18 protein-coding genes and 1 pseudogene are annotated in these 20644 nt (G+C 69.5%); 8 read left to right on the top strand and 11 right to left on the bottom strand.

Features of this window, described 5'->3' with window-relative positions; translation table 11 throughout:
* A pseudogene (locus tag ACYQ0J_RS05565) lies at positions 1–694 on the bottom strand (IS200/IS605 family accessory protein TnpB-related protein); the annotation flags it as partial.
* Between the two features lie 259 nt (positions 695–953).
* On the opposite strand from ACYQ0J_RS05565, the gene ACYQ0J_RS05560 reads away from it, so the two are divergent.
* Complete coding sequence (locus ACYQ0J_RS05560) at positions 954–1262, top strand: type II toxin-antitoxin system death-on-curing family toxin (RefSeq protein WP_460171189.1); 309 nt, start codon at positions 954–956, stop codon at positions 1260–1262.
* Here the strand turns inward: ACYQ0J_RS05560 and serA are convergent.
* Positions 1259–2824, bottom strand: a complete 1566-nt coding sequence (serA, locus tag ACYQ0J_RS05555) for a phosphoglycerate dehydrogenase (RefSeq protein WP_460171188.1) — start codon at positions 2822–2824, stop codon at positions 1259–1261. The two genes, ACYQ0J_RS05560 and serA, sit on opposite strands and share 4 nt — an antisense overlap.
* A gap of 99 nt (positions 2825–2923) precedes the next feature.
* Here serA and ACYQ0J_RS05550 point away from each other — a divergent pair, with 99 nt between their 5' ends.
* From ACYQ0J_RS05550 to dtd, 3 genes are read left to right on the top strand one after another with little or no spacing between them, the layout of a single operon-like run.
* Positions 2924–3766 (top strand): DegV family protein, encoded by an 843-nt coding sequence (locus ACYQ0J_RS05550; RefSeq protein ID WP_460171187.1) that lies wholly within the window; start codon positions 2924–2926, stop codon positions 3764–3766.
* Complete coding sequence (locus ACYQ0J_RS05545) at positions 3741–4592, top strand: DegV family protein (RefSeq protein WP_460171186.1); 852 nt, start codon at positions 3741–3743, stop codon at positions 4590–4592. The genes ACYQ0J_RS05550 and ACYQ0J_RS05545 overlap by 26 nt, the downstream gene beginning before the upstream one ends.
* A gap of 3 nt (positions 4593–4595) precedes the next feature.
* Positions 4596–5054 carry a D-aminoacyl-tRNA deacylase gene (gene dtd / locus ACYQ0J_RS05540; RefSeq protein WP_460171185.1) on the top strand — a complete coding sequence of 153 codons (459 nt, stop codon included), beginning with the start codon at positions 4596–4598 and terminating at the stop codon, positions 5052–5054.
* On the opposite strand, the gene ACYQ0J_RS05535 is transcribed toward dtd, so the two are convergent.
* Complete coding sequence (locus tag ACYQ0J_RS05535; protein ID WP_460171184.1) at positions 5041–8079, bottom strand: bifunctional diguanylate cyclase/phosphodiesterase; 3039 nt, start codon at positions 8077–8079, stop codon at positions 5041–5043. The genes dtd and ACYQ0J_RS05535 overlap by 14 nt on opposite strands.
* A gap of 137 nt (positions 8080–8216) precedes the next feature.
* Here ACYQ0J_RS05535 and ACYQ0J_RS05530 point away from each other — a divergent pair, with 137 nt between their 5' ends.
* Entirely contained in the window at positions 8217–9269 is a 1053-nt protein-coding gene (locus ACYQ0J_RS05530) for a fatty acid desaturase (protein WP_460171183.1), read from the top strand.
* Here ACYQ0J_RS05530 and purH read toward each other — a convergent pair.
* On the bottom strand, positions 9241–10731 hold the full coding sequence (gene purH / locus ACYQ0J_RS05525) for a bifunctional phosphoribosylaminoimidazolecarboxamide formyltransferase/IMP cyclohydrolase (RefSeq protein ID WP_460171182.1): 1491 nt from the start codon (positions 10729–10731) through the stop codon (positions 9241–9243). The genes ACYQ0J_RS05530 and purH overlap by 29 nt on opposite strands.
* 30 nt (positions 10732–10761) lie before the next feature.
* On the opposite strand from purH, the gene ACYQ0J_RS05520 reads away from it, so the two are divergent.
* The 3 genes from ACYQ0J_RS05520 to ACYQ0J_RS05510 all read left to right on the top strand — a co-directional run bounded on the left by ACYQ0J_RS05520 (position 10762) and on the right by ACYQ0J_RS05510 (position 13071).
* On the top strand, positions 10762–11148 hold the full coding sequence (locus ACYQ0J_RS05520; protein WP_460171181.1) for a GatB/YqeY domain-containing protein: 387 nt from the start codon (positions 10762–10764) through the stop codon (positions 11146–11148).
* Complete coding sequence (locus ACYQ0J_RS05515) at positions 11145–11693, top strand: NUDIX hydrolase (protein WP_460171180.1); 549 nt, start codon at positions 11145–11147, stop codon at positions 11691–11693. The genes ACYQ0J_RS05520 and ACYQ0J_RS05515 overlap by 4 nt, the downstream gene beginning before the upstream one ends.
* A gap of 79 nt (positions 11694–11772) precedes the next feature.
* Positions 11773–13071: an acetyl ornithine aminotransferase family protein gene (locus ACYQ0J_RS05510; RefSeq protein ID WP_460171179.1), complete on the top strand. Its 1299-nt coding sequence runs from the start codon at positions 11773–11775 to the stop codon at positions 13069–13071.
* 96 nt (positions 13072–13167) lie between these two features.
* Here ACYQ0J_RS05510 and ACYQ0J_RS05505 read toward each other — a convergent pair whose 3' ends face one another.
* From ACYQ0J_RS05505 to ACYQ0J_RS05475, 7 genes are read right to left on the bottom strand one after another with little or no spacing between them, the layout of a single operon-like run.
* Positions 13168–14307, bottom strand: a complete 1140-nt coding sequence (locus ACYQ0J_RS05505) for a BMP family ABC transporter substrate-binding protein (protein ID WP_460171178.1) — start codon at positions 14305–14307, stop codon at positions 13168–13170.
* Positions 14308–14310: 3 nt separating this feature from the next.
* The gene (locus tag ACYQ0J_RS05500; RefSeq protein ID WP_460171177.1) at positions 14311–15144 is read right to left on the bottom strand and encodes an ABC transporter permease subunit; all 834 of its coding nucleotides are present in this window, start codon (positions 15142–15144) and stop codon (positions 14311–14313) included.
* Positions 15144–16193 carry an ABC transporter permease gene (locus tag ACYQ0J_RS05495; protein ID WP_460171176.1) on the bottom strand — a complete coding sequence of 350 codons (1050 nt, stop codon included), beginning with the start codon at positions 16191–16193 and terminating at the stop codon, positions 15144–15146. The genes ACYQ0J_RS05500 and ACYQ0J_RS05495 overlap by 1 nt, the downstream gene beginning before the upstream one ends.
* Entirely contained in the window at positions 16190–17659 is a 1470-nt protein-coding gene (locus ACYQ0J_RS05490) for an ABC transporter ATP-binding protein (protein WP_460171175.1), read from the bottom strand. Before ACYQ0J_RS05490 ends, ACYQ0J_RS05495 begins: the two co-directional genes overlap by 4 nt.
* A gap of 41 nt (positions 17660–17700) precedes the next feature.
* A complete protein-coding gene (lysA, locus tag ACYQ0J_RS05485; protein ID WP_460171174.1) occupies positions 17701–18858 on the bottom strand; it encodes a diaminopimelate decarboxylase in 1158 nt (385 codons plus the stop codon).
* Positions 18855–19682, bottom strand: coding sequence for a carbohydrate ABC transporter permease (locus ACYQ0J_RS05480; protein WP_460171173.1), 828 nt, complete (start codon positions 19680–19682; stop codon positions 18855–18857). The genes lysA and ACYQ0J_RS05480 overlap by 4 nt, the downstream gene beginning before the upstream one ends.
* Positions 19679–20641 carry a carbohydrate ABC transporter permease gene (locus ACYQ0J_RS05475; protein WP_460171172.1) on the bottom strand — a complete coding sequence of 321 codons (963 nt, stop codon included), beginning with the start codon at positions 20639–20641 and terminating at the stop codon, positions 19679–19681. Before ACYQ0J_RS05475 ends, ACYQ0J_RS05480 begins: the two co-directional genes overlap by 4 nt.
* Between the last annotated feature and the right edge of the window lie 3 nt (positions 20642–20644).

The following is a 20644-nucleotide window of genomic DNA, read 5'->3' as shown; positions in this document are numbered from 1 at the left end:
CCTTCGTGGCCACGAGGGGCACAGGCTCCTCCTCCCAGGTGAAGGCGGCGTAGACCTTCCCCTCCTTGAGGGAGAGCTCCACGTTGTAGGGGAGGGAGGCGTGGACACGCTCCACCAGGGCGCTCAGGTTGGGGTGGGAGGTCTTCACCAGGGCGTGGGCGTGCCTCCCGTTTCCCAGGTTGACGCGGAGCCAAAGGGCTCCGTCCTTTGCCTCCAGGCGGAGGTTGAGGTTGCCCCCTTTTGTTCTGTCCCCTCGGGAGTAGAGAAGCCCCTGGCGCTTCTCCTTCCATTCCCGCTTGACCTTCTCCCTGCGCTTGCCGGAGAGGTGCTTGCGCTTGAGCTGCTCAAAGAGCCCCCTCCCTCCGAACACCACCTTGCGGGGGTCTTCGCCCAGTTCCCTGGCGGCGTCTATGAGGGCCTGAGCTTTCAGGACCGCGTCGTCCGCGTAGCGGGTGTTCAAACCGAATAGGGTGCAGAGGGGGCCGTTCTCCCGCTTGAGGGCTTCCCGGCTCCATCCTTCCAGGAGGCGGTTGTAGGCGTACCGCATGGCGGCGGAGAAGCGGCGCATGAGGTCCAGGAGGAGGTGGAGGTCCTCTGTGAAGGGGAAGAAGAGGAGGGCGTGGACCCCGGTGAAGGTCTTCTTCTCCTTCCTTTTCAAGGTACGCTTACGCGTGACCCTGGGCTTCTTCTTCACCGGGAGCCTCCTTGGGGAGAGTATAGCGTTCCCAGGCTTTTGCGTCGTGGGGGCTCGCCGAGGTGAAGTGGCGGGAACTGGGGGCGCGTGAGCGATGGGGTGAAGTGGTGTGCGCTATTTCCCAACTGTTTGCACCTCCCCGAAAATACTACTACCGCCACAGGGGGCATAAGTTTCTCACGCCAGACGCCATCCTGCAAGCCCACCACGAAATTCTGGAGAAGACCGGGGGACCCTGGGACTCAGGGACAGGAAGGCTTTGGAGAGCGCCGCCTATGCGCCACGGGAAAGCGCTGGTGGTCAGGACGCTTACCCCACCTTTTTCAGCAAGGTAGCGGCCCTGGGCTACCGCCTCTGCCAAAACCATCCCTTTGTAGACGGAAACAAGCGCACAGCCCTCCACGCCATGGTTTGGACGCTCGAGGCCAACGGCTACACAGTTCGCCTAGAACCCCTCGCCAGCGCTACGGTCATGGTGCTCGTGGCCACAGGGGCCTTAACTATCCTGGGCCTCCGAACCGCGCTGCTTCTCTGGTGCGACCTTAACCCCGCCGACGGAAGCCTTTAGAGCTCCACCAGGTCCACCCGCTCCAGGACGGGAAGGGCCCTCAGGGCCTCCAGCACCTCCGGGGCGGGCTTCTGGTCCACGGTGAGGACGAAGAGGGCCCGGCCGCCGGGCACGTCCCGCCCCAGCTGCATCCCCGCGATGTTGACCCCCGCCTCGCCCAGAAGCGTCCCCACCTGACCCACCACCCCAGGGCGGTCGTAGTTCACGCAGACCAGCATGTAGCCTTCCGGCACCACCTCCAGGGCGTAGTCGTCAATGCCCACCAGCCTGGACCTGCCCCCCATGACCACGCCCCGGGCCCGGCGCTCCTCCTGGTCCGTGGCCAGGCGCACCTCTAGAAGCCTCGTGTACTCCCCCGCCTCCTCCTGCCGCCGGGTGACCAGGCGGATGCCCCGGTCCTTGAGGAGGGGCCTGGCGGAGACCAGGTTCACCGCCTCGCCCCCCAGCACCCGGGAGAGGAAGCCCTTGGCCACGGCGCTGGCCACGGGCTCGGGGTCCTTCTCAAACTGCCCCAGGAAGCTCACCTCTAGGACCTCGGGCCGCCCCTTGGTGATCTGGGCCAGGAGCCTGCCCAGGGCCTCCCCCAGGGGCAAAAAGCCCTGCAGGGCCTGGAGGGCCTCCGGGTCAAAGCCCGTGTTCAGGGCATGGGAAAGGTCCCCCTCCAGGGTCCGCACCACCCGCTCCAAGACCGCCTCCCCCACCCGCTCCTGGGCCTCGAGGGTGTTCGCCCCCAGGTGGGCGGTGAGGACCACCCGGGGGTGGGCGAGGAGGGGGTGGTCCTTGGGCGGGGGCTCCTCGGTGAAGACGTCCAGGCCTGCGGCGAAGAGGTGCCCCTCCTCCAAAACCTCCAATAGGGCCCTCTCGTCCACGATCCCGCCCCTGGCCGCGTTCACCACCACCGCCCCCCGGGGAAGAAGGTAGAGCTCCCTCCGGCCGATCATCCCCCGGGTCTCCTCGGTGAGGGGGGTGTGGACCGTGAGGAAATGGCTCTGCCGGAGGAGGTCCTCCAGGTGCTCCAAAAGCTCCACGCCCAGGCTCTCCGCCCGGGTCCTGGGGATGTAGGGGTCGTAGGCCAAGACCCGCATCTCAAAGCCCTTGGCGAAGCGGGCCACCTGGCCGCCGATCCTGCCCAGGCCCACGATCCCCAGGGTCTTGCCCTTGAGCTCCAGGCCCAAAAACTTGCGGTCCCACTCCCCTCCCCGAATCTTCCGGTCGGAAAGGGCGATGCCCCGGGCCGCCGCCAGGAGGAGGCCAAAGGCGAGCTCGGCGGCGGAGCGGGTGTTGGCCTCGGGCACGTTCACCACCAGGATGCCCAGGCGGCTTGCCGCCTCCAGGTCCACGTTGTCCACCCCCACGCCGCCCCGGCCCACCACCTTGAGCCGCTTCCCCCGCTTTAGAAGCTCCGCGTCCACCCGGGTTCGGCTCCGGGTGATGAGGGCATCGTAGGCGGGAATGACCTCCAGCAGCTCCTCCCGCCCGATTCCCGGCCGGTAGTCCAGGATGACCCCCGGGTACCTGGCCTCCCCAAGCCGCATGTCGTCGGACACGAGAACCCGCCACATATACCCTTGACCCTAGCAGAAATGTCCCCCAGGGGCAACAAGCGGGCTACACTACACCCTACCCCTATGGTATCCTGGGCCGGACCGGAAGGAGGCCTTATGAAGGTAGCCCTGGTAACCGACTCCACCTCCGACCTACCCAAGCCCCTGAGGGAAAGCCTGGGGGTCCGCGTGGTCCCCCTCTACGTGAACCTGGGGGGCAAGGTCTACAAGGACTGGGAGGAGATCACCCCCGAGGCCATCTTCCAGAAGGTGCGCCAAGGGGAGGCCTTCCCCACCACGAGCCAACCCTCCCCCGAGGACTTCCTCCGGGCCTACCAGGAAGCCCTGGCGGGGGCGGACCACGTCCTTTCCATCCACATCTCCGCCAAGCTCTCGGGAACGGTGCAGTCGGCGGAGCTGGCCGCCCAGAACTTCCCCGGCCGCGTCACGGTGTTTGACAGCCAAGCGGCCTCCTTGGGCATCGGCATGATGGTCCTGCGCGCCCACGAACTCCTCTCCCAGGGAAAGGGCCTGGAGGAGGTGCTGGCGGAGCTGGAACGCCTCCGCCGGGACCACTTCGTCCGCTTCAGCGTGGCCACCCTGGAGTTCCTAAAACGGGGGGGGCGCATCGGCGGGGCCCAGGCCCTCCTGGGGACCCTCCTGGGCATCAAGCCCATCCTCACCCTCAAGGAGGGCCGGGTAGAGGCCGCGGGCCGGGCCCGGGGGGAAAGGAAGGCCAAGGAGGAGATCCTGCGGGACTTCAAGGCCTGGGGGGCCGGGCGGGGGCGGATCCGCGCCTTCTTCCTCTATAGCGCGGAAGAGGGGGCGGTGCGGGAGCTCAAGGAGCTGATCCTCGCCTCCGGGCTACCCGTGGAGGAGGCCCTGGTGAGCGAGCTGGGGGCGGTGATCGCGAGCCATACGGGACCGGGCACCTATGGCTTCTACGCCTACAGCCTCTGAGGTGGCCTTCGTGGCCGACTCCACCCTGGGCTTAGGCCTGGAGGAGGCCAGGAAGCGGGGCATCCACGTGGTGCCCCAGCAGGTGATCTGGAAGGACCGGGCCTTCCGCGACCTGGTGGAGATCTCCCCCGAGGAGGTCCTGGCCCTCCTGGAAAAGGGCGAGCGCCTCTCCACCAGCCAGGTGGCCCCCGAGGACCTGAGGCGGACCTACGAGGACCTCCTCGCCACCCACCGCCGGGTCCTCTCCGTGCACGTGTCGGGCCAGCTCTCGGGCACGGTGGCCACCGCTAAAGCGGTGGCCCGGGACTACGGGGGAAGGGTCAAGGTGCTGGACTCCTGGTCCCTCAGCGGAGGGCTTTGGCTGGTCCTGGAGGAGGCCCGGCGGCTCCTAAGGGAAGGGGTATCCTGGGCGCGCCTGGAAGAGGCCGTCCACCCCTACCGGGAACGGGTGCGGGGCTACGTGCTGCCCAAGACCCTGGCCTACCTCCACCGCTCGGGGCGCATCTCCGGCCTGCAGAACCTGGTGGGAAGCCTCCTGCGCGTCCTGCCCGTCCTCGAGGTGAGGGAGGGCAGGGTCCTCCCCGGCCCCCGGGTGCGGGGCTTCGCCGAGGGCCTGCGCAAGGTGGTGGAGGTCTTCCGCCGGGACTTCCCCCAAGGGGCCCTGGTCCACCTGGCCCACGCGGGGAACCCCGAGGGAGCCCTGGCCCTGGGCCAGGGGGTGCGGGCGGAGGGGGTGGAGGTCCTGGCCCTTTTGCCGGCGGGGGCCGCGGTGAGCGTGCACGCCGGGCCCGGAACCGTGGCCCTCTTCGCCGGGCCCAGGAGGTAGGCGGTGCGGGCGGTGGTGCAGCGGGTTTCCGAGGCCTTTGTGGAGGTGGAAGGGGAGGTGGTGGGGAGGATCGGCCAGGGCCTTTTGGTCCTCCTCGGGGTGGGGCAGAAGGACACCCCCGAGGACGCCTTCTACCTGGCCCGGAAGATCGTGGCCCTCCGCATCTTCCCCGACGAGGCGGGGAAGATGAACCTGTCCCTGAAGGAGGTGGAGGGGGAGGTGCTTCTGGTGAGCCAGTTCACCCTCTACGCGGACACCCGCAAGGGCAACCGCCCCTCCTTCGTCCAGGCCGCCCCGCCCGACCAGGGCAAAAGGCTCTACGAGGTGGCCCTCGAGGCCTTCCTGCAGCAAGGGGTCCACGTGGAGACGGGCGTTTACGGGGCCCACATGCGGGTGCACCTGGTGAACGAGGGGCCCGTGACCCTCCTTTTGGACTCGGAGGAGCGGCTCAAACCCCGCTAGGCCAAAAGGGGGCTGGCCGCCCCAGAAGATACCCTTGTCCCAGGCGGTAGCCCGCCCGTAGGAGCCAGGCCCGTTCCTCCTCCCGCTCCACCCCCTCGGCCACCAGGAGCAGGCCGAGCTCCTGAGCCAGGCCCACCACCGACCGAAGGACGGCCTCGGCCCTGGGTTCCCGACCGATGCCCCGGGTAAAGGCCCGGTCCACCTTGACCACGGAGAAGGGGTGGCTGGCCAGGGTTTTCAAGGAGGCGTACCCTTGGCCGAAGTCGTCCAGGGCCAGGCCGAAGCCCATGCGCTTCAAGGCCAGGAGGACCTCCTCGGAACCCGGTTGGGCCAGGGCGTACTCCGTGAGTTCCATGCGCAGCCTCCGCCCCTGGAGCCCCCTGGCCACCTCCAGAAGCCTGGGGTCCAGGAGGGTCTTGGGGGACAGGTTCACGTGGTAGCACGCCCCCGTGTCGGGGAGGGCCCCCACCTGGCGCAACACGTAAAGGTCCAGCTCCGGGATGAGCCCGGCCTCCTCCGCCAGGGGGATGAACTCCGCGGCGGGAACGAACCCCCCTTCCCTGGACCAGCGCAAGAGGAGCTCCAAGGCCACCGGCTTCCCCGTGTCCAGCTCCGCGATGGGCTGGGCGAAGAGGGCCAGGCTCCCCTCCCCTAGGGCCCGCTCCAGGCCGGAAAGGAGTTCGGTCCGCCGCCGGTAGGCCTCCTCCACCTCGAGGTCAAAGAAGGCCAAGCCCCCCCGTCCCTGGGCCTTGGCGCGGCGCAGGGCCAGGTCGGCCCGGCGCAGGAGCGCGGGGAGGGCCCGCCCGTCCCGAGGGGCGAAGACTACCCCCAGGGAGGCCCGCACCCGGACCGGCTGGCCCAGCACCGGCACCGGGTGGGCCAAGGCCTCCTGTAACCGCCGATGGAACGCCTCCACCCCCGGCAGGTCCAGGGGCAGGAGGAAGAGGAACTCGTCCTCCCCCGTGCGGTAAAGGCGGGCCCCCGGGGGCAGAAGGCCCTCTAGGCGCTGGGCCAAGGCCCGAAGGAGGGCATCGCCCCCAGACCGTCCCAGGGCCTCTTGGACCTGGCCGAACCCGTCCAGGTCCAGGAGCGCCAGGGCCACGGGCCCGTCCAGCTGGGGGTGCTCGGCCTCCAAGCGGGCCCGGTTGGGCAGGCCCGTGAGGGGGTCGTGGTAGGTGAGGTAGTGGGCCCTGGTCTGCTCCCGCTCCCACTCCAAAAGCCCCCGGAGCTCCAGGGCCAAGAGCTGGACGGTCTCCCCTACGCTTTGGGGCAGGGGCGCCGCGAAAGAGGCGAAGAAAAGCAGGCCCACCGCCTTTCCCGCCACCTCCAACCGGGCGTAGACGGCCTCGCGAAGCCGCAAGAAGCCCGCCTGGAAGAGGCGGCGCTTCTCCTCGGGCAAGGCCTGGAGGAGGCGCCCCACCTCCTCCCCGCCCAAGCGGCCCCAGGCGGCCAGGCCCAACCCCTGGAACTCCTCCTCCGTGAGGACGAGTTCCCCCAGGCTAGGCTCCATCCCCACCAGGGCGGCAAAGGAGTAAAGGCCGTCCTTCCCCTGCAGGAGAAGCCCGGCCCCGTCCGCCCCCGGCACCGCCTCCAAGGCCTCCCGCAAGAACCCCTGGAGGTGGCCCCGGCCCGCCCCCTGCCGCAAGAAGAGGTCCAGGTGCCGCAGGAGGACTTGCTGCACGCGGTAGAGGCTATATTCCCGGGTGATCTCCCTTCCCGTGGAGGCGTAGGCCACCACCTGCCCCCTGGGGTCCCGCAAGGGGGTGAGGAGCTTGTGCTCCACGAGGAGCTGGCCATCCTTCCTGCGGTTCCAGAAGACCGCCTGGAACACCTGGCCCCGGTCTAGGGTCTCCCAGAGGGCCTGGTAAAAGGCCGCGGGGTGCTTCCCCGACTTGAAGAGGCGGGGGGTTTGCCCCAGAACCTCCTCCGGGGCGTAGCCGGTATGGGCGAAGAGGGCCCGGTTGGCGTAGAGGATGCGCCCCTCCAGGTCGGTGACGAAGATGCCCTCGGGCACCTCCTCCACCACCTGGGCCAGGAGGTGGGCCCGGGCCTCGGCCCGGAAACGCTCCAGGCTCTTCCCCGCCAGGCGGGCCAGGTCCTGAAGCAGCTCCACCTCCTCCGCGTCAAAGGCGTCCGCCTCCGGGGCGTAGACGTTCAAAGCCCCCCAGACCCGCTCCCCCAGGCGGATGGGCAGGGCCGCGGAGGAGGCAAGGCCAAAGGCCCGGGCCCGGGCCCGCCAAGGGCCATATCGGGGGTCCTGGTCTCGGTCCCGAAGCACCTGGGGCATCCCCAGGCGCACCGCCCGGCCCGTGGGGCCCTGCCCCTCCGGGGCCTCATCCCAGCGCACCACCAGGCCCTCCAGATAGGCCACCGCCCCCGCACCCTCCACGGGGCGCACCCGGCCGTCCGCCAGGGCCTCCCCCACCCAGGCCAGGGCGTAGCCCTCCTCCACCAGGAGGGCGCACAGGCCCTTCAGGTACGCCGCCTCGTCCGCGGCCTCGAGGCTCAGCAGGGTAGCCCGGTGCAACACCCTCGCCGCCCGCTCCGCCCGCTCCCGAAGCACCGCCAACGCCAACAGGCCCGCCGCCATCTCCAAGGTGGCCCGGGCCTCGGAGGAAAGCCTGGCCCCGGGCTCCAGGTACAGGTTCAGCACCCCCAGCACCCGCTCCCCCACCTTGAGGGGGTAGAGGGCGTGCCCGTGGGGCGGCATGCCCTCGTAGCGGGTCTCGTGTTCCTCGTCCACTTCCGCAGCGTGGAGGGCCACGCCCGTGAGGCCCACGCGCCCGCAGAGGCACCGCCCCAGGGGCACCCGGGCGCAGAGGGACTTCAGGGGCCCGTCCAGGTTCCTCTCCGCCACCAGGTGGAGGCTCTCCCCCCGCTTCAGGAAGATGGCCCCGGTGGGCTTAAGGGGTAGCCAGGGGATGCCGAGGAGGACCAAAAGAAACCGCTCCAACTTCTTCGGCCAGGAACCTTCCTCCAGAAGCGCCTGGGAGAGGCGCAGGGCCACTTGGGTTCGCCGGGGCATCTCGCAGGCCATTTTAGCCCAGGGCCCCTTACCTGGGAGTGAATTCCCACCCCCGTTCCCCTACCCGGAACCGCCCTCTCATCGCCCTCATGATTCCCCAGGGTACCCTAAAGGGGCTCCCGAAAAGAGGAGTGATTATGGCGAAAGTAGAACCCAAAGACTGGATCCCCCTCATCAAGCCCTACGCCAAACCCAACCTCTCCCGAAGCCTGCGCCAGGTGGCGGACACCCTCCTGCCCCTCCTCCTCCTCTTCTACCTGGCCCATAGGGCCCTTTCCGTCTCCCTCCTCCTCACCCTGGCCCTGGACCTGGTGGCCGCCCTCTTCCTGGTGCGCCTCTTCATCCTCCAGCACGACGCCGGGCACGGCTCCTTCTTCCCCAAGAAGTGGATGAACGACACCCTGGGCTTCCTCGCCGGGGTGCTGACCCTGGTGCCCTACCACCACTGGCAGCTCTCCCACGCCCGCCACCACGCCACGAGCGGCAACCTGGACAAAAGGGGCGTGGGGGACATCTACACCATGACCCTGGAGGAGTACCTGAAGGCCACCCCCTGGCAACGCCTGCAGTACCGCCTCTACCGCAACCCCTTCGTCATGTTCCTCCTGGGGCCCATCTACGTCTTTATGCTCTCCTACCGCCTGCCCTTGGGCTACGGCTCGGAGAAGCCCTCCGTGCGGAACGCCGTGGCCCTCACCAACCTCTTCCTGGTGCTCCTTTGGGTGGGCATCTACCTGGGCTTCGGCCTCAAGACCCTCCTCCTGGTCTACCTCCCCATCCAGTACCTGGCCGGGATGCTGGGCATCTTCCTCTTCTACGTGCAGCACCAGTTTGAGGACGCCTACTGGGAGCACGACCCCCGCTGGGAGTACCTGAAGGCGGCCATGGAGGGAAGCACCTACCTGAAGCTTCCCAAGGTCCTCCAGTGGCTCACGGGCAACATCGGCTTCCACCACATCCACCACCTGGCCCCCAAGATCCCCAACTACCACCTGCCCAAGGTGCAGGAGGAGGTGGACCTGGTCCGGGTGGCCCCCACCGTGACCCTGAAGGACGCCCTTAGGATGGCCTTCGCCGACCTGCACCTCCACGACGAGGAGAGCCGCAAGCTGGTGGGCTTCAAGGAGGCCCACCGGCGCCTGCGGGAAGCGGCCAGGCTCGCTAGTGGCGGAAGTGGCGCACGCCCGTGAACACCATGGCCATCCCCGCCTCGTCCGCCGCCTTGATGGAATCCTCGTCCCGCACGCTCCCCCCGGGTTGGATGATGGCGGCGATGCCGAAGGAGGCGGCCAGGCGCACCACGTCGTCAAAGGGGAAGAAGGCGTCCGAGGCTAGGACTGCCCCCTTCGCCTTCTCCTTGGCGGTCTTCAGGGCGTGCTTGGCCGCGGCGTAGCGGTTGGTCTGCCCCACCCCGATGCCCAGGGTCTGGCCGTCCTTGGCCACCACGATGGCGTTGGAGCGGGCGTGCTTCACCACCTTCCAGGCGAAGAGGAGGTCGGGCCAGAGGGCCTCTTCCGGGGCCTTGGCCGTGACCACCTTCAGCGCCACGGGGTCCTCGGTGTCCGCGTCCTGAAGGAGCACCCCACCCCTTAGCCGCCTCAGGTCCAGGTAGGGGCCCCGGGCGGGGAAGGGCACCTGGAGGAGGCGCAGGTTCTTCTTCTTGGCGAGGACCGCCAGGGCCTCGGGGCTGAAGGCGGGGGCCAGGACCACCTCCAAGAAGACCCCCGCCATGGCCTCGGCCGTGGCCCCGTCCACGGGGCGGTTGAGGGCCACGATGCCCCCGAAGATGGAGACGGGGTCGGCCTCGTAGGCCTTGCGGTAGGCCTCCAGGGGGCTCTCCCCCAGGGCCACCCCGCAGGGGTTCTGGTGCTTGACGGCCACGCAGGCGGGCCCCTCAAACTCCGACACCAGGTTCCAGGCGGCCTCGGCGTCCAGGTAGTTGTTGAAGCTCATGGCCTTGCCCTGGAGAACCCGGGCCTGGAGAAGGGGCCCCTCTTCCCCGGCCACCCGGTACAGGGCCGCCTCCTGGTGGGGGTTTTCCCCGTAGCGCAAAGGGGCTTCCCGCTTGAGGGGGAGGAGCTTCTCCTCGGGGAACTTCTCCCCGGCGAGCCACTCCGCGATGGCGGCATCGTAAAGGGCGGTGTGGGCGAAGGCCTTGCGGGCAAGCTCCCGGCGGAAGGCCGGGGTGGGGCCTTGGCGCAAGGCCTCGAGGACCTTCCCGTAGTCCTCGGGGTCGCAGACGGGGAGGACCGCCAGGTGGTTCTTGGCCGCCGCCCGGAGCATGGCGGGCCCCCCGATGTCAATCTGCTCCAGGGCCTCTTCCCAGGAGGCCCCCCGGGCCACCGTCTCCCGGAAGGGGTAGAGGTTCACCGCCAAGACCCCGATGCGCTCAAAGCCCAGGGCCCTGAGCTCCTCCTCCTGGTCGGGCCGGGCCAGGAGGGCGGCGTGGACCTTGGGGTGGAGGGTCTTGACCCGGCCCTCGAGGACCTCCGGGAAGCCCGTGAACTCGGAGACGGAGGTGACGGGAAGCCCCGCCTCCGCCAGGGCCCTGTGGGTCCCCCCGGTGGCCAGGAGGCGGAAGCCCAGGGCGAGGAGCCCCCTGGCGAAGTCCACAAGCCCCCTTTTGTCGGAAACGGAAAGGAGCGCCCACATAAGCGCATTTTACGGGCTAGACTAAGGGGGATGGGGATCTACGAGGCCATCAAGGAGACCATCAAGGAGGCCATGAAGGCCCGGGACCAGAAGACCCTGGACTTCGCCCGGGTGGTGAAGGCGGAGCTGGACCGCAAGGGGGACGGCAAGCCCCTCCCCGACGCCGAGGCGGTGAAGGTGCTCAAGGCCCTGAAGGAGATCGCCCTGGAGCAGGGCAACCCCTTCGAGGTGGAGTTCCTGGACCGGTTCCTCCCCAAGGAGATGAGCGAGGAGGAGCTGGAGGCCTGGATCCGGGAGCACATAGACTTCTCCCAGTTCAAAACCCCCCTGGCGGCCATCGGGGCGGTGACCAAGGCCTTGGGCCCCAAGGCGCCGGGGGACAAGGTGCGGCGGGTCATCGAGCGGATGACGCGATGAGCCCCTGGAAAAGGCTTTCCCTGGAGGAGATCCTCTCCGAGCCCGTGCGCCTGGTGCGGGAAAGGCTCCGCACCCACACGGGCAAGGAGCTCACCTACATCTACCGCCCGGGGCCCGTGGCGGCCAGCTTCGTCCTGCCCGTAACCGAAAGGGCCACCGCCCTCCTCATCCGCCAGTACCGCCATCCCACGGGAAAGTTCCTCCTGGAGATCCCCGCGGGCAAGGTGGACGCGGGGGAAACCCCCGAGGAGGCAGCCCGGCGCGAGCTTTTGGAGGAGGTGGGGGCCCGGGCCCGGGAAGTCCTCTCCCTTCCCCCCTTCCACCCCCAGCCCTCCTTCACCGCCGTGGTCTTCCACCCCTTCCTGGCCCTGGGGGCGGAGGTGGTGGCCGAGCCCCACCTGGAAGACGGGGAACTCCTGGAGCCCGTGGAGTTGCCCTTGCGGGAACTCTACGCCCTCCTGGAGGGGGGAAGGGTGGAAGACGCCTCCACCGCCCTCACCCTCTTCTACGCCAGGCCCCACCTCCTGGCCCGGGGCCTGCTCTAAACCCCCCGCAAAACCCTGCGTTCTCCCCGCATAAAGTGCCCCTGGGAAAGGGCCTATCCCCCTGGTAGACTGGCCCCGTATGAAACCGGAAGTGAGGACGCCCCTCCCGGGGCCCAAGGCCAAGGCCCTCCTGGAAAAAGGGGAGGCTCTGCTTTCCCCCAGTTACGTCCGGCCCTACCCCTTCGTCCCCGCCAAGGGCCAGGGGGTCTTCCTGGAGGACGTGGACGGCAACGTCTTCTTGGACTTCATGGCGGGCATCGCCGTGAACACCACGGGCTACGCCCACCCCCGGGTCCTGGAGGCGGTATCGGCGCAGGCGGCGCGCTTCGCCCACGTCTGCTTCTCCGACTTCACCCACGAGCCCACCCTCTCCCTGGCCGAGCGCCTGGTGGCCAAACTGGGCCGAGGCTACCGGGTCTTCTTCGGGAACTCGGGGACGGAGGGGATTGAGGCCGCCATCAAGCTGGTGCGCCACCACACGGGCCGCCCCTACCTCCTGGCCTTCACCGGGGCCTTCCACGGCCGGAGCCTGGGGGCGCTTTCCCTCACCGCCAGCAAGAGCGCCTACCGCAAGGGCTTCTCCCCCCTCCTTCCCGGGGTGGTGCACGTACCCTTCCCCAACCCCTTCCGCCCCCCCTTGGGGGCGGGCCCCGGGGAGGTGGGGGAGGCGGTCTTGGACCACCTGGAGCACCTCTTCCGCACCACCTTGCCCCCGGAGGAGGTGGCCGCCTTCTTCGTGGAGCCGATCCAGGGGGAAGGGGGCTACGTGGTGCCCCCGGCGGGCTTCCTCCCCAAGCTCAAGGCTCTCCTGGAGCGCCACGGCATCCTCCTGGTGGCCGACGAGGTGCAGACCGGGGCCGGGCGCACGGGGCGGTTTTTCGCCCTGGAGCACGAGGGGGTGGAGGCGGACGCCTACGTGCTGGCCAAGGGGCTGGCCTCGGGCTATCCCCTAAGCGCCCTCCTCTTCCGGGAGGAGCTGGGAAGCTGGCGGCCCGGGGCTCACGGCACCACCTTCGGCGGGCAGGCGGTGGCCGCGGCGGCGGCCCACGCCACCCTGGACCTCCTGGAGGCGGGCCTCATGGAAAACGCCGCCCAGGTGGGGGCCTACCTCCTAGGGGAGCTCAAGGCCATGCAGGGGCGCTTCCCCTTCCTGGGGGACGTGCGGGGGCGGGGGCTCATGATCGGGGTGGACTTCGGCTCCCCCGAAAGGGAGCGGCCCGACCTCCGGGACAAGGCGGTGGCCCTGGCCTTCCAAAAGGGGCTCCTCCTCCTCCCCGCGGGGCCCTCCGCCCTTAGGATCGCCCCGCCCCTCGTCCTGAACCGGGAGGAGGCCGCCTTGGGCCTCGAGATCCTGGAGGAGGTCTTCCGCAGCCTGTAGCCCCTCGGGGCCATGACAGGGCCCCCATGCTGGCTTGCGCCAGCATGGGGTGTATTGCTGGGCCCCCGTGCCGGCATGGGCCGGCACGGGGTAGGCTCACCGGGGCTCCCCGGGCCAGTCCCCCACCACCCCGGGGGCGGCCCACTCCATGGTGAGGAGCTCCTCGAGGGTGGCCTTCCTGCCCGCGGGAACCCGGACCACCCCCTTGCGGTCCTGGATGGGGCCGGTGAAGGGGTCAAAGGTGGGCTTTGGGCTTTGCATGTCCTTGAGAAGGGCCATGATGCGGTCGTAGACCGGGACCTCCTTGCCCCCCACCCGCATCCGGGCCTTCTGCAACAGGGGCACGTGCTTGGGGTTGATGGGCACGCCGTAATCCGCCCCCATCTCCACCGCCCCGTGCTGGAGGAGCCAGAAGTAGTCCACCTTGTCCAGGTTCTTGGCGGTGTAGACCCCTTCCCGCACCTTCTTCAGGAAATCCACGTAGATGACGTCCCAGTGCACGATCTGCCCCGAGACCACGTGGTCTTTGGCGAACCTGAGCATGGGGGTGTAGTGGCCGAAGGAGTAGGCGCCCTTCTTGGCCGCGGTCTGGATCACCGTGGGGGTGTCCTCGGTGAAGGCGAAGACGTCGGCCCCTTGGGCGAGGAGGGCCTCCGTGGCCTCCCGGGCCTTGGCCGGGTCGTACCAGGCGTTGATCCAGCGCACCAGCACCTGGGCCTTGGGGTTCACCGCCCGCACTCCAAGGGCGAAGGCGTTGATGTGCCGCTTCACCTCGGGGATGGGGAAGGCGGCCACGTATCCCACCTTGCCCGTCTTGGAGAGGGCCCCCGCCGCCAGGCCGTTCAGGTAGTAGACCTGGTAGAAGTCGGCCATGTAGGTGGCCACGTTGGGGGCCCGCTTGATCCCGGTGGCGTGGGCGAAGAGGACGCTCGGGTACTTCTTGGCGGCCTCGAGGACCGCCTCCATGTACCCGAAGCTGGTGGCGAAGACCACCTGGCACCCCTCCCGCACGAAGCGGTCAATGACGGGCAGGGCCTGGACCTCGGGCACGCTTTCCACGTACCGGGTCTCCAGCCAGGGCAGGGCGGCCTCCGCCTTCTTCCGCCCCACGTCGTGGGCGTAGGTCCAGCCCGCGTCCCCGATGGGACCCACGTAGAGGAAACAGGCCTTCAGCTTCTCCCCTTGCCCCAGGGCCAGGCCCAGGGCCAGGATCCACAGCACCCAAAGCTTTCTCATCCCTCACCTCCCCCGCTCAAAGGGCACGCCCAGGGCCTTGGGGGCCCGGGTGCGGCCCGAGAGGGCCAGGACCAGGATAACCAGGAGGTAGGGCATGGCGGCGAAGGCCTCGGACGGTATAGGTACACTGCCCTGGAGGCGGAACTGCAGGAAGAAGAGAAGCCCGAAGAGGTAGGCGAAAAGCACCGCCCTCAGGGGCTGCCAGGCGGCCAGGATCACCAAGGCGATGGCCACCCAGCCGAGCCCCGAGGTCATCCCGTCCGTCCAGGAGGGGCGGTAGGCCAAGGAGAGGTAGGCCCCCGCAAGCCCGATGAGCCCTCCCCCCACCCCCAGGGCCAGGTAGCGCACCCCGTCCACGTTCACCCCGAAGAGGTCGGCCGCCTTGGGGTTCTCCCCCACGCTCCGCAGGTAGAGGCCCAGGCGGGTGCGCAGGAGGAGGTGGTGCAAGACCACGGCAAGCCCCAGGGCCCAGAGGGCAAAACCCCCTTCCGGCAGGGGGCTCTCCAGGGGTACCCCCTCGTAGCGCTTGCCCAGAAGCCCCGAGGCCCCAAGCCCCAGGGCGGCCACCGCCAGCCCCGCCACGAACTGGTTGGCCCGCAGGGTGATGGCGAAGACCCCCAGGAAAAGCCCCAGCACCCCCCCTACCCCCACCCCGGCGGCGACCCCCAGGTAGGGCCCGGCCTCCTGGGCCACGGCGAAGGCCGCCAGGGCGGCGAGGGCCATCATGCCCTCCACCCCCAGGTTCACCACCCCACCCCGCTCGCCCAGGAGCGCCCCCAAGGAGGCCAGGAGGATGGGGGTGCCAAAGAGGACCGCGCGCAACAAGGCCTCTTCCATCAGCGCCTCCAGATCAGGCGGTGGCGGCTTGCCGCCTCGGCCCCGATGAGGGCCAAAAGCAAGAGCCCCGCCACCACGTCCACCACGCGAAAGGGCATGGAAAGGGAAAGCTTCAGGGCATCCCCCCCGGCGAGGATGAGGCCCAAAAGGGGGGCGGTGAGGAGGACCCCAAGGGGGCGCCCCCGGGCCAGCCACGCCGCCAGGATGGCGGTGAACCCGTAGCCCAAGGAGATCTGGGCGGGCTCCAGGAGCCTGTGGTGGATCCCCGCCACCTCCCCCACCCCGGCGAAACCCGCCAGGATGCCGGAAACCAGGGCCGCCCCCAGGAGGAGCCTCCCCCCGTTGAGGCCCAAATACCGGGCCGCCAGGGGGTTTTCCCCCAACACCCGCCAGGCGAAGCCCAAGGGGGTGCGGAAGAGGAGGAGGTGCAAGAAGGCCGCGGCCAACACCCCGAGGCCGAGGGTGGGCCAGTGGACGAGGCTTTCCCCCAGGCGGGGAAGCTCGGCCTCGGGGGGAAACCGGTCCGTGTAGAGGAAGCCGAAGACGAACTGCCCCTTCCAGGGCCCCGCCACCAGGTAGACCACCAGGTAGTAGGCCAGGTAGTTCTGCATCAGGGTGGTGAGGATCTCGCTGGCCCCGAAGCGCACCCTGAGCCAGGCGGCAAGCCCCACCCAAAGGGCCCCCAAGGCCCCCCCGAGGAGGAACATGAGGGCGGGGGTCCAGGGGCCTGGGGGCAGGAAGAGGGCCACGTAGGCCGCCCCCACCGCCCCCAGGAGGAGCTGCCCCTCGGCCCCGATGTTGAAAAAGCCCACGCGGAAGGCCAGGGCCAGCCCCGAGCCGATGAGGAGGAGGGGGATGCTCCGCCGGGCCACCTCCGCCAGGCCCAAGGGGTCCCCCAAGGGGGAGAGCATGAGGGCGTAGGCCCTGGCGGGGTGGACCCCGTAGGCCAGGAAAAGCCCCCCTAGGGCCAGGAGGGCGAGGGCCAGGAAGAGGGCGTAGGCCAGGACCACCTTCTTGGGGCTCGGGCTAGGGTCCAGCTCCCACCTCATGCCCGCCCCTCCGTCATCATGCGCCCAAGCCGCTCCCGGTCCGCCGCCTCCCGGGGAACGGGCCCCACCATCCGCCCGTGGTACAGGGCGGCCACCCGGTGGGAGAGGGCCAGGATCTCGTCCAGGTCCTCGCTCACCAAAAGGACCGCCGCCCCCTGGCGCACCAGGTCCAGGATGCGCCCGTGCACCTCCTCCGCCGCCCCCACGTCCACCCCGTAGGTGGGATGCATGGCCAAGAGGAGCCTGGGCCCGCGCCCAAGCTCCCGGGCCAGGATCACCTTCTGGACGTTGCCCCCGGAGAGGAAGCGCACGGGGGTGCGGGGGGAAGGGGCCGCGATGCGGTACTGGGCCATGAGGGCCGCCGCGTCCCTTTCCAGGGAGCGGTAGTCCAGAAGCCCCTTTGGGGCGTACTCCCGGTACGTGCGCAGGGCCAGGTTCTCCGCCACGCTCATCCCCCCCACCACGCCCACGGCCCGCTCCTCGGGGATGTGGGCCACGCCCAAGGCGAAGAGGCGGGCGGGGTCTTGGGGCAGGGGCTTTCCCCGAAGGCGCACCTCCCCCCGGAAGGGCCTTAGGCCCGCCAGGGCCTCCAGGAGTTCCGTCTGGCCGCTCCCCGCCACCCCCGCCACCCCCAGCACCTCCCCCGCGCGCAGGGTGAAGGAAACCCCCTGGACGGGAAAGCCGTGCCGGGGCACCAGGAGGTCCTTGACCTCCAGGACCACCTCCTCCCCCGGGGGCGGCACCCGGGGGGGCGGGGCCACGCTCCGCCCCACCATGAGCCGGACCAGGAGGTCCTTGTGGGCCTCCTCCCGCCTCACCTCCCCCACCTTCTCCCCTCCCCGCAGGACCGCGATCCGGTCGGCCACGGCGAGGACCTCGTCCAGCTTGTGGCTGATGAAGATCACGGAAAGGCCCAGGGCCTTGAGCCTACGCACCTCCTGGAAGAGGTCCTCCGCCTCCTTGGGGGTGAGGACGCTGGTGGGCTCGTCCAGGATGAGGACCTTGGGGCGGTTGAGGAGGGCGCGGAGGAGCTCCACCCGCTGTTTTTCCCCCGCGGAGAGCCGGGCCACGGGGGCCTCGAGGTCCACCCCCAGGGGATGGTCCCGGAGGAGGGCCTGAAGCCGGCGCACCAGGCCCCGCCGGCTGAAGAAAAGGGGCAGGTCCAAGCCCAGGGCCAGGTTCTCCGCCACCGTGTGGGCCTCGATGAGCTCCGGGTGCTGGGGCACCAGGGCGATGCCCAGGCGCTGGGCCGCCCGGGGGGAGGGGATGCGCACCTCCTTTCCCTCCAGGAAAATCCGCCCCTCGTCGGGGGCGTAGAGGCCGTAGAGGAGGCTCACCAGGGTGGTCTTCCCCGCCCCGTTCTCCCCCAGGAGGGCCAGGACCTCCCCCCGGCCCACCTCGAGGCTCACCCCCCGGTTGGCCACCACGGGGCCAAAGCGCTTGGTGATGTTTTCCAGCCGCAGCATGGGAGGGCCCTTGGGCCCGGCCCTGAGGATACCACGGCCCATCACCCTTCCGCCAAAAGCCCCTCCAGGTCCTCCCGGGGCCTCAGGACCTCAAAGCCCTCCCCGGTCCAGAGGAGCTCCAAGGGCCTGGGGGTGTCCAGGTAGGTGAGGGCCATGCTGGCCCCGTAGGCCCCGGCCTCGAGGAAGGCCAGGGCATCCCCCTCTTTGGGCCTCGGGAGCCGCACGCCCCGGGCCATCACGTCCCCCGCCTCGCAGGCGGGCCCCGCCAGGTCAAACACCTCCTCCTCCCCACCCTCGTAGAGGGGAAGGACGGGATGAAAGGCCCCGTAGAGGGCCGGGCGCAGCAGGGTGGTCATGCCCGCGTCCAAGACTAGGTAGGGCCTCCGCGTGCGCTTGAGGGCCACCACCCGGGCCACCAGCACCCCGGCCTCCGCCACCAGGTACCGGCCAGGCTCCAGGAAAACCTTCGCCCCGTACCGCCGGGCCAGGGCCTCCATGGGGGCCTGTAGGCTTTCCAAGGGCAACCGGAGCCCAAACCCGCCCCCCAGGTCCAGCACCGCCACCCGCCCCACCTCCGGGAAGAGGGCCTCCAAGACCCGGTATCCCTCCAGGAAATCCTCCACCCGGTCCAGCTTGGAACCCGGGTGCAGGTGCAGGCCGCGCACGTCAAGGCCCAGGTCCCGGGCCAGGCGAAAGAGGCGGGGCACCTCCTCCGGCAGCACCCCGAACTGGCTCTCTCCGCTCCCCGTGGCCAGGTGGGGATGGGTGGCCACGGGAAGGTCGGGGTTCACCCGGAGCAAGGCCCGGGCGCCGGGAAGCACCCGGGCCACCCGGCGCAGGTCGCTCTCCGAGTCCAGGACCACCCAGGGGACCTGCCCCTGGAGAGCCCGGAGGGCCTCCTCCGCCTTAGCCGGGCCGTTGAAGACCACCTCCTCCGGGGCGAAGCCCGCCCGGTAGGCGCGCAGGACCTCCCCCAGGGAGACGGCCTCCGCCCCCAGCCCCAGGCCCCGCAGGCGGCGGAGAAGCCCGAGGCGCGGGTTGGCCTTCAGGGCGTAAAAGAGCCGGGCCCGGGGAAAGGCCGCTTTGAGCCTCGCCACCTGGACCTCCACCCGGGTCCAGTCGTAGGCGTAAAAGGGCGTGGGGTAACGGGCCAGGGCCTCCTTCAAGGCGGCGAGGAAGCGCGGGGACACCGCCCTCACCCCTTCAGGCTCCCCAGGGTCAGGCCCTGGATGAAGTAGCGCTGGGCCAGGAGAAAGACCAGGATGGGGGGAAGGGTGCCTAGGGTGAGCCCGGCCATGAGCACGGTCCACTCCGTGGAGAACTGCCCCTGGAACACGGCAAGCCCCACGGTGAGGGGGCGCATCTCCAGGGAGTTGGTGACGATGAGGGGCCAGAGGAAGCTGTTCCAACCCGCGAGGAAGGTGAAGGTGCCCAAGGTGGCTAGGGCGGGCGCCGCCAGGGGCAGGGCCACCCTCCAGTACACCTGCCAGGGCGTGGCCCCGTCCACGATGGCCGCCTCCTCCAGCTCTCTGGGGAGTTGCAGGAAGTGCTGCCGCATGAGGAAGATGGCGAAGGCGTCAAAGAGGCCCGGAAGGATGAGGGCGTAGTAGGTGTCCACCCAGCCCAGGTTCCGCATGAGGATGAAGAGGGGAATGATGAGCACGTGCACGGGGATCATGAGGGTGGCCAGGAAGAGGAGGAAAAGCCCCCCCTGGCCCCGGAAGCGGAAGCGGGCGAAGGCGTAGCCCGCCATGGCCCCGCTGGTGAGGTTCAAGAGGGTGAGGCCCAAGGCCACGAGGAGGGAGTTCAGGTACCAGCGCCCGAAGGGAACGGCGGTCACCACCCGGTAGTAGTTCTCCCAGTGGAGCTCCCGGGGCCAAAGCTCCACGGGGAGGTCGAAGACAGATCCCGGGGCCTTCAGGCTGGTGGAGACCATCCAGAAGAAGGGGACGAGCATGGTGAGCCCCCCCAAGAGGAGGAAGAGGAAGACCAGGGCGTCCCAAAGCCGGCCGAGAAGCCTCATGCCTCCTCCAAAACCCAGCGCCGCCTGAGGACCCACTGGAGGTACGTGAGGGCGAAGAGGATGAGGAAGAGGACCCAGGCGATGGCGGAAGCGTACCCCATCTCAAAGGGGAAGGTGCCGAAGGCCTTCCGGTAGAGGTAGAGCATGAGCACGTTGGTGCTGTCCAAGGGGCCACCCCCGGTCATGGTGTAGATGAGCCCGAAGACCTGAAACCCCCCGATCATGGCGAGGAGGGTGTTGAGGAACACGGTGGGGGAAAGAAGGGGCAAGACCACATAGAAAAAGCGCTGAAGGCTGTTGGCCCCGTCCAGGCTGGCCGCCTCCAGGTACTCCCGGTTGATGCCCTGGAGCCCGGCGAGGAAGATGAGCATGCGGAGGCCCACCCCCGCCCACACGGCGGCCAGGATCACCCCCCACATGGCAAAGGCGGGGTCGGAAAGCCACCCTGGCCCCTCCTTGGCCAGCCAGACCACGGGGCCCGGGGGCTCCCACCCCAGCAAGCCCCAGAGGGCCAGAAGCCTCTCCCCCACCCAGCGCAGGAAGAGGTTCACCGGCCCCACGGTGGGGTTGAGCACCCAGCGCCAGAGGAGCCCCACCGCCACCACGCTGGTCACCGTGGGGAGGAGGTAAAGGGTGCGCAGGAGGCGCACCCCCGGCCAGGGCCGGTTGAGGCCTAGGGCCAGAAGGAGGGCCAGGACGATCTCCAAGGGAACGGCCACCCCCACGTAGAAGAGGGTGTTGAGGAAGGCCTTGTGGAAAACGGGGTCCTCGAGGAGGCGGCGGTAGTTGGCCAGGCCCACCCAGTTCTCCCGAACTGTCTCCAGGTTCAGGGGGCGCAGGCCATCGTAGCTCACGAAGGAGAGGAGGAGGCTCGCCAGGATGGGCCCCAGGTTGAAGGCCAGGAAGCCCACCAAGGAGGGCAGGAGGAAGAGGAGGGGGAAACGGGCGTAGGCGCGCATGGG

The organism is Thermus sp. FJN-A, assembly GCF_054655095.1.
The sequence above is the reverse complement of the archived record's forward strand: the minus strand, read 5'-3'. Positions and strand labels throughout refer to the sequence as shown.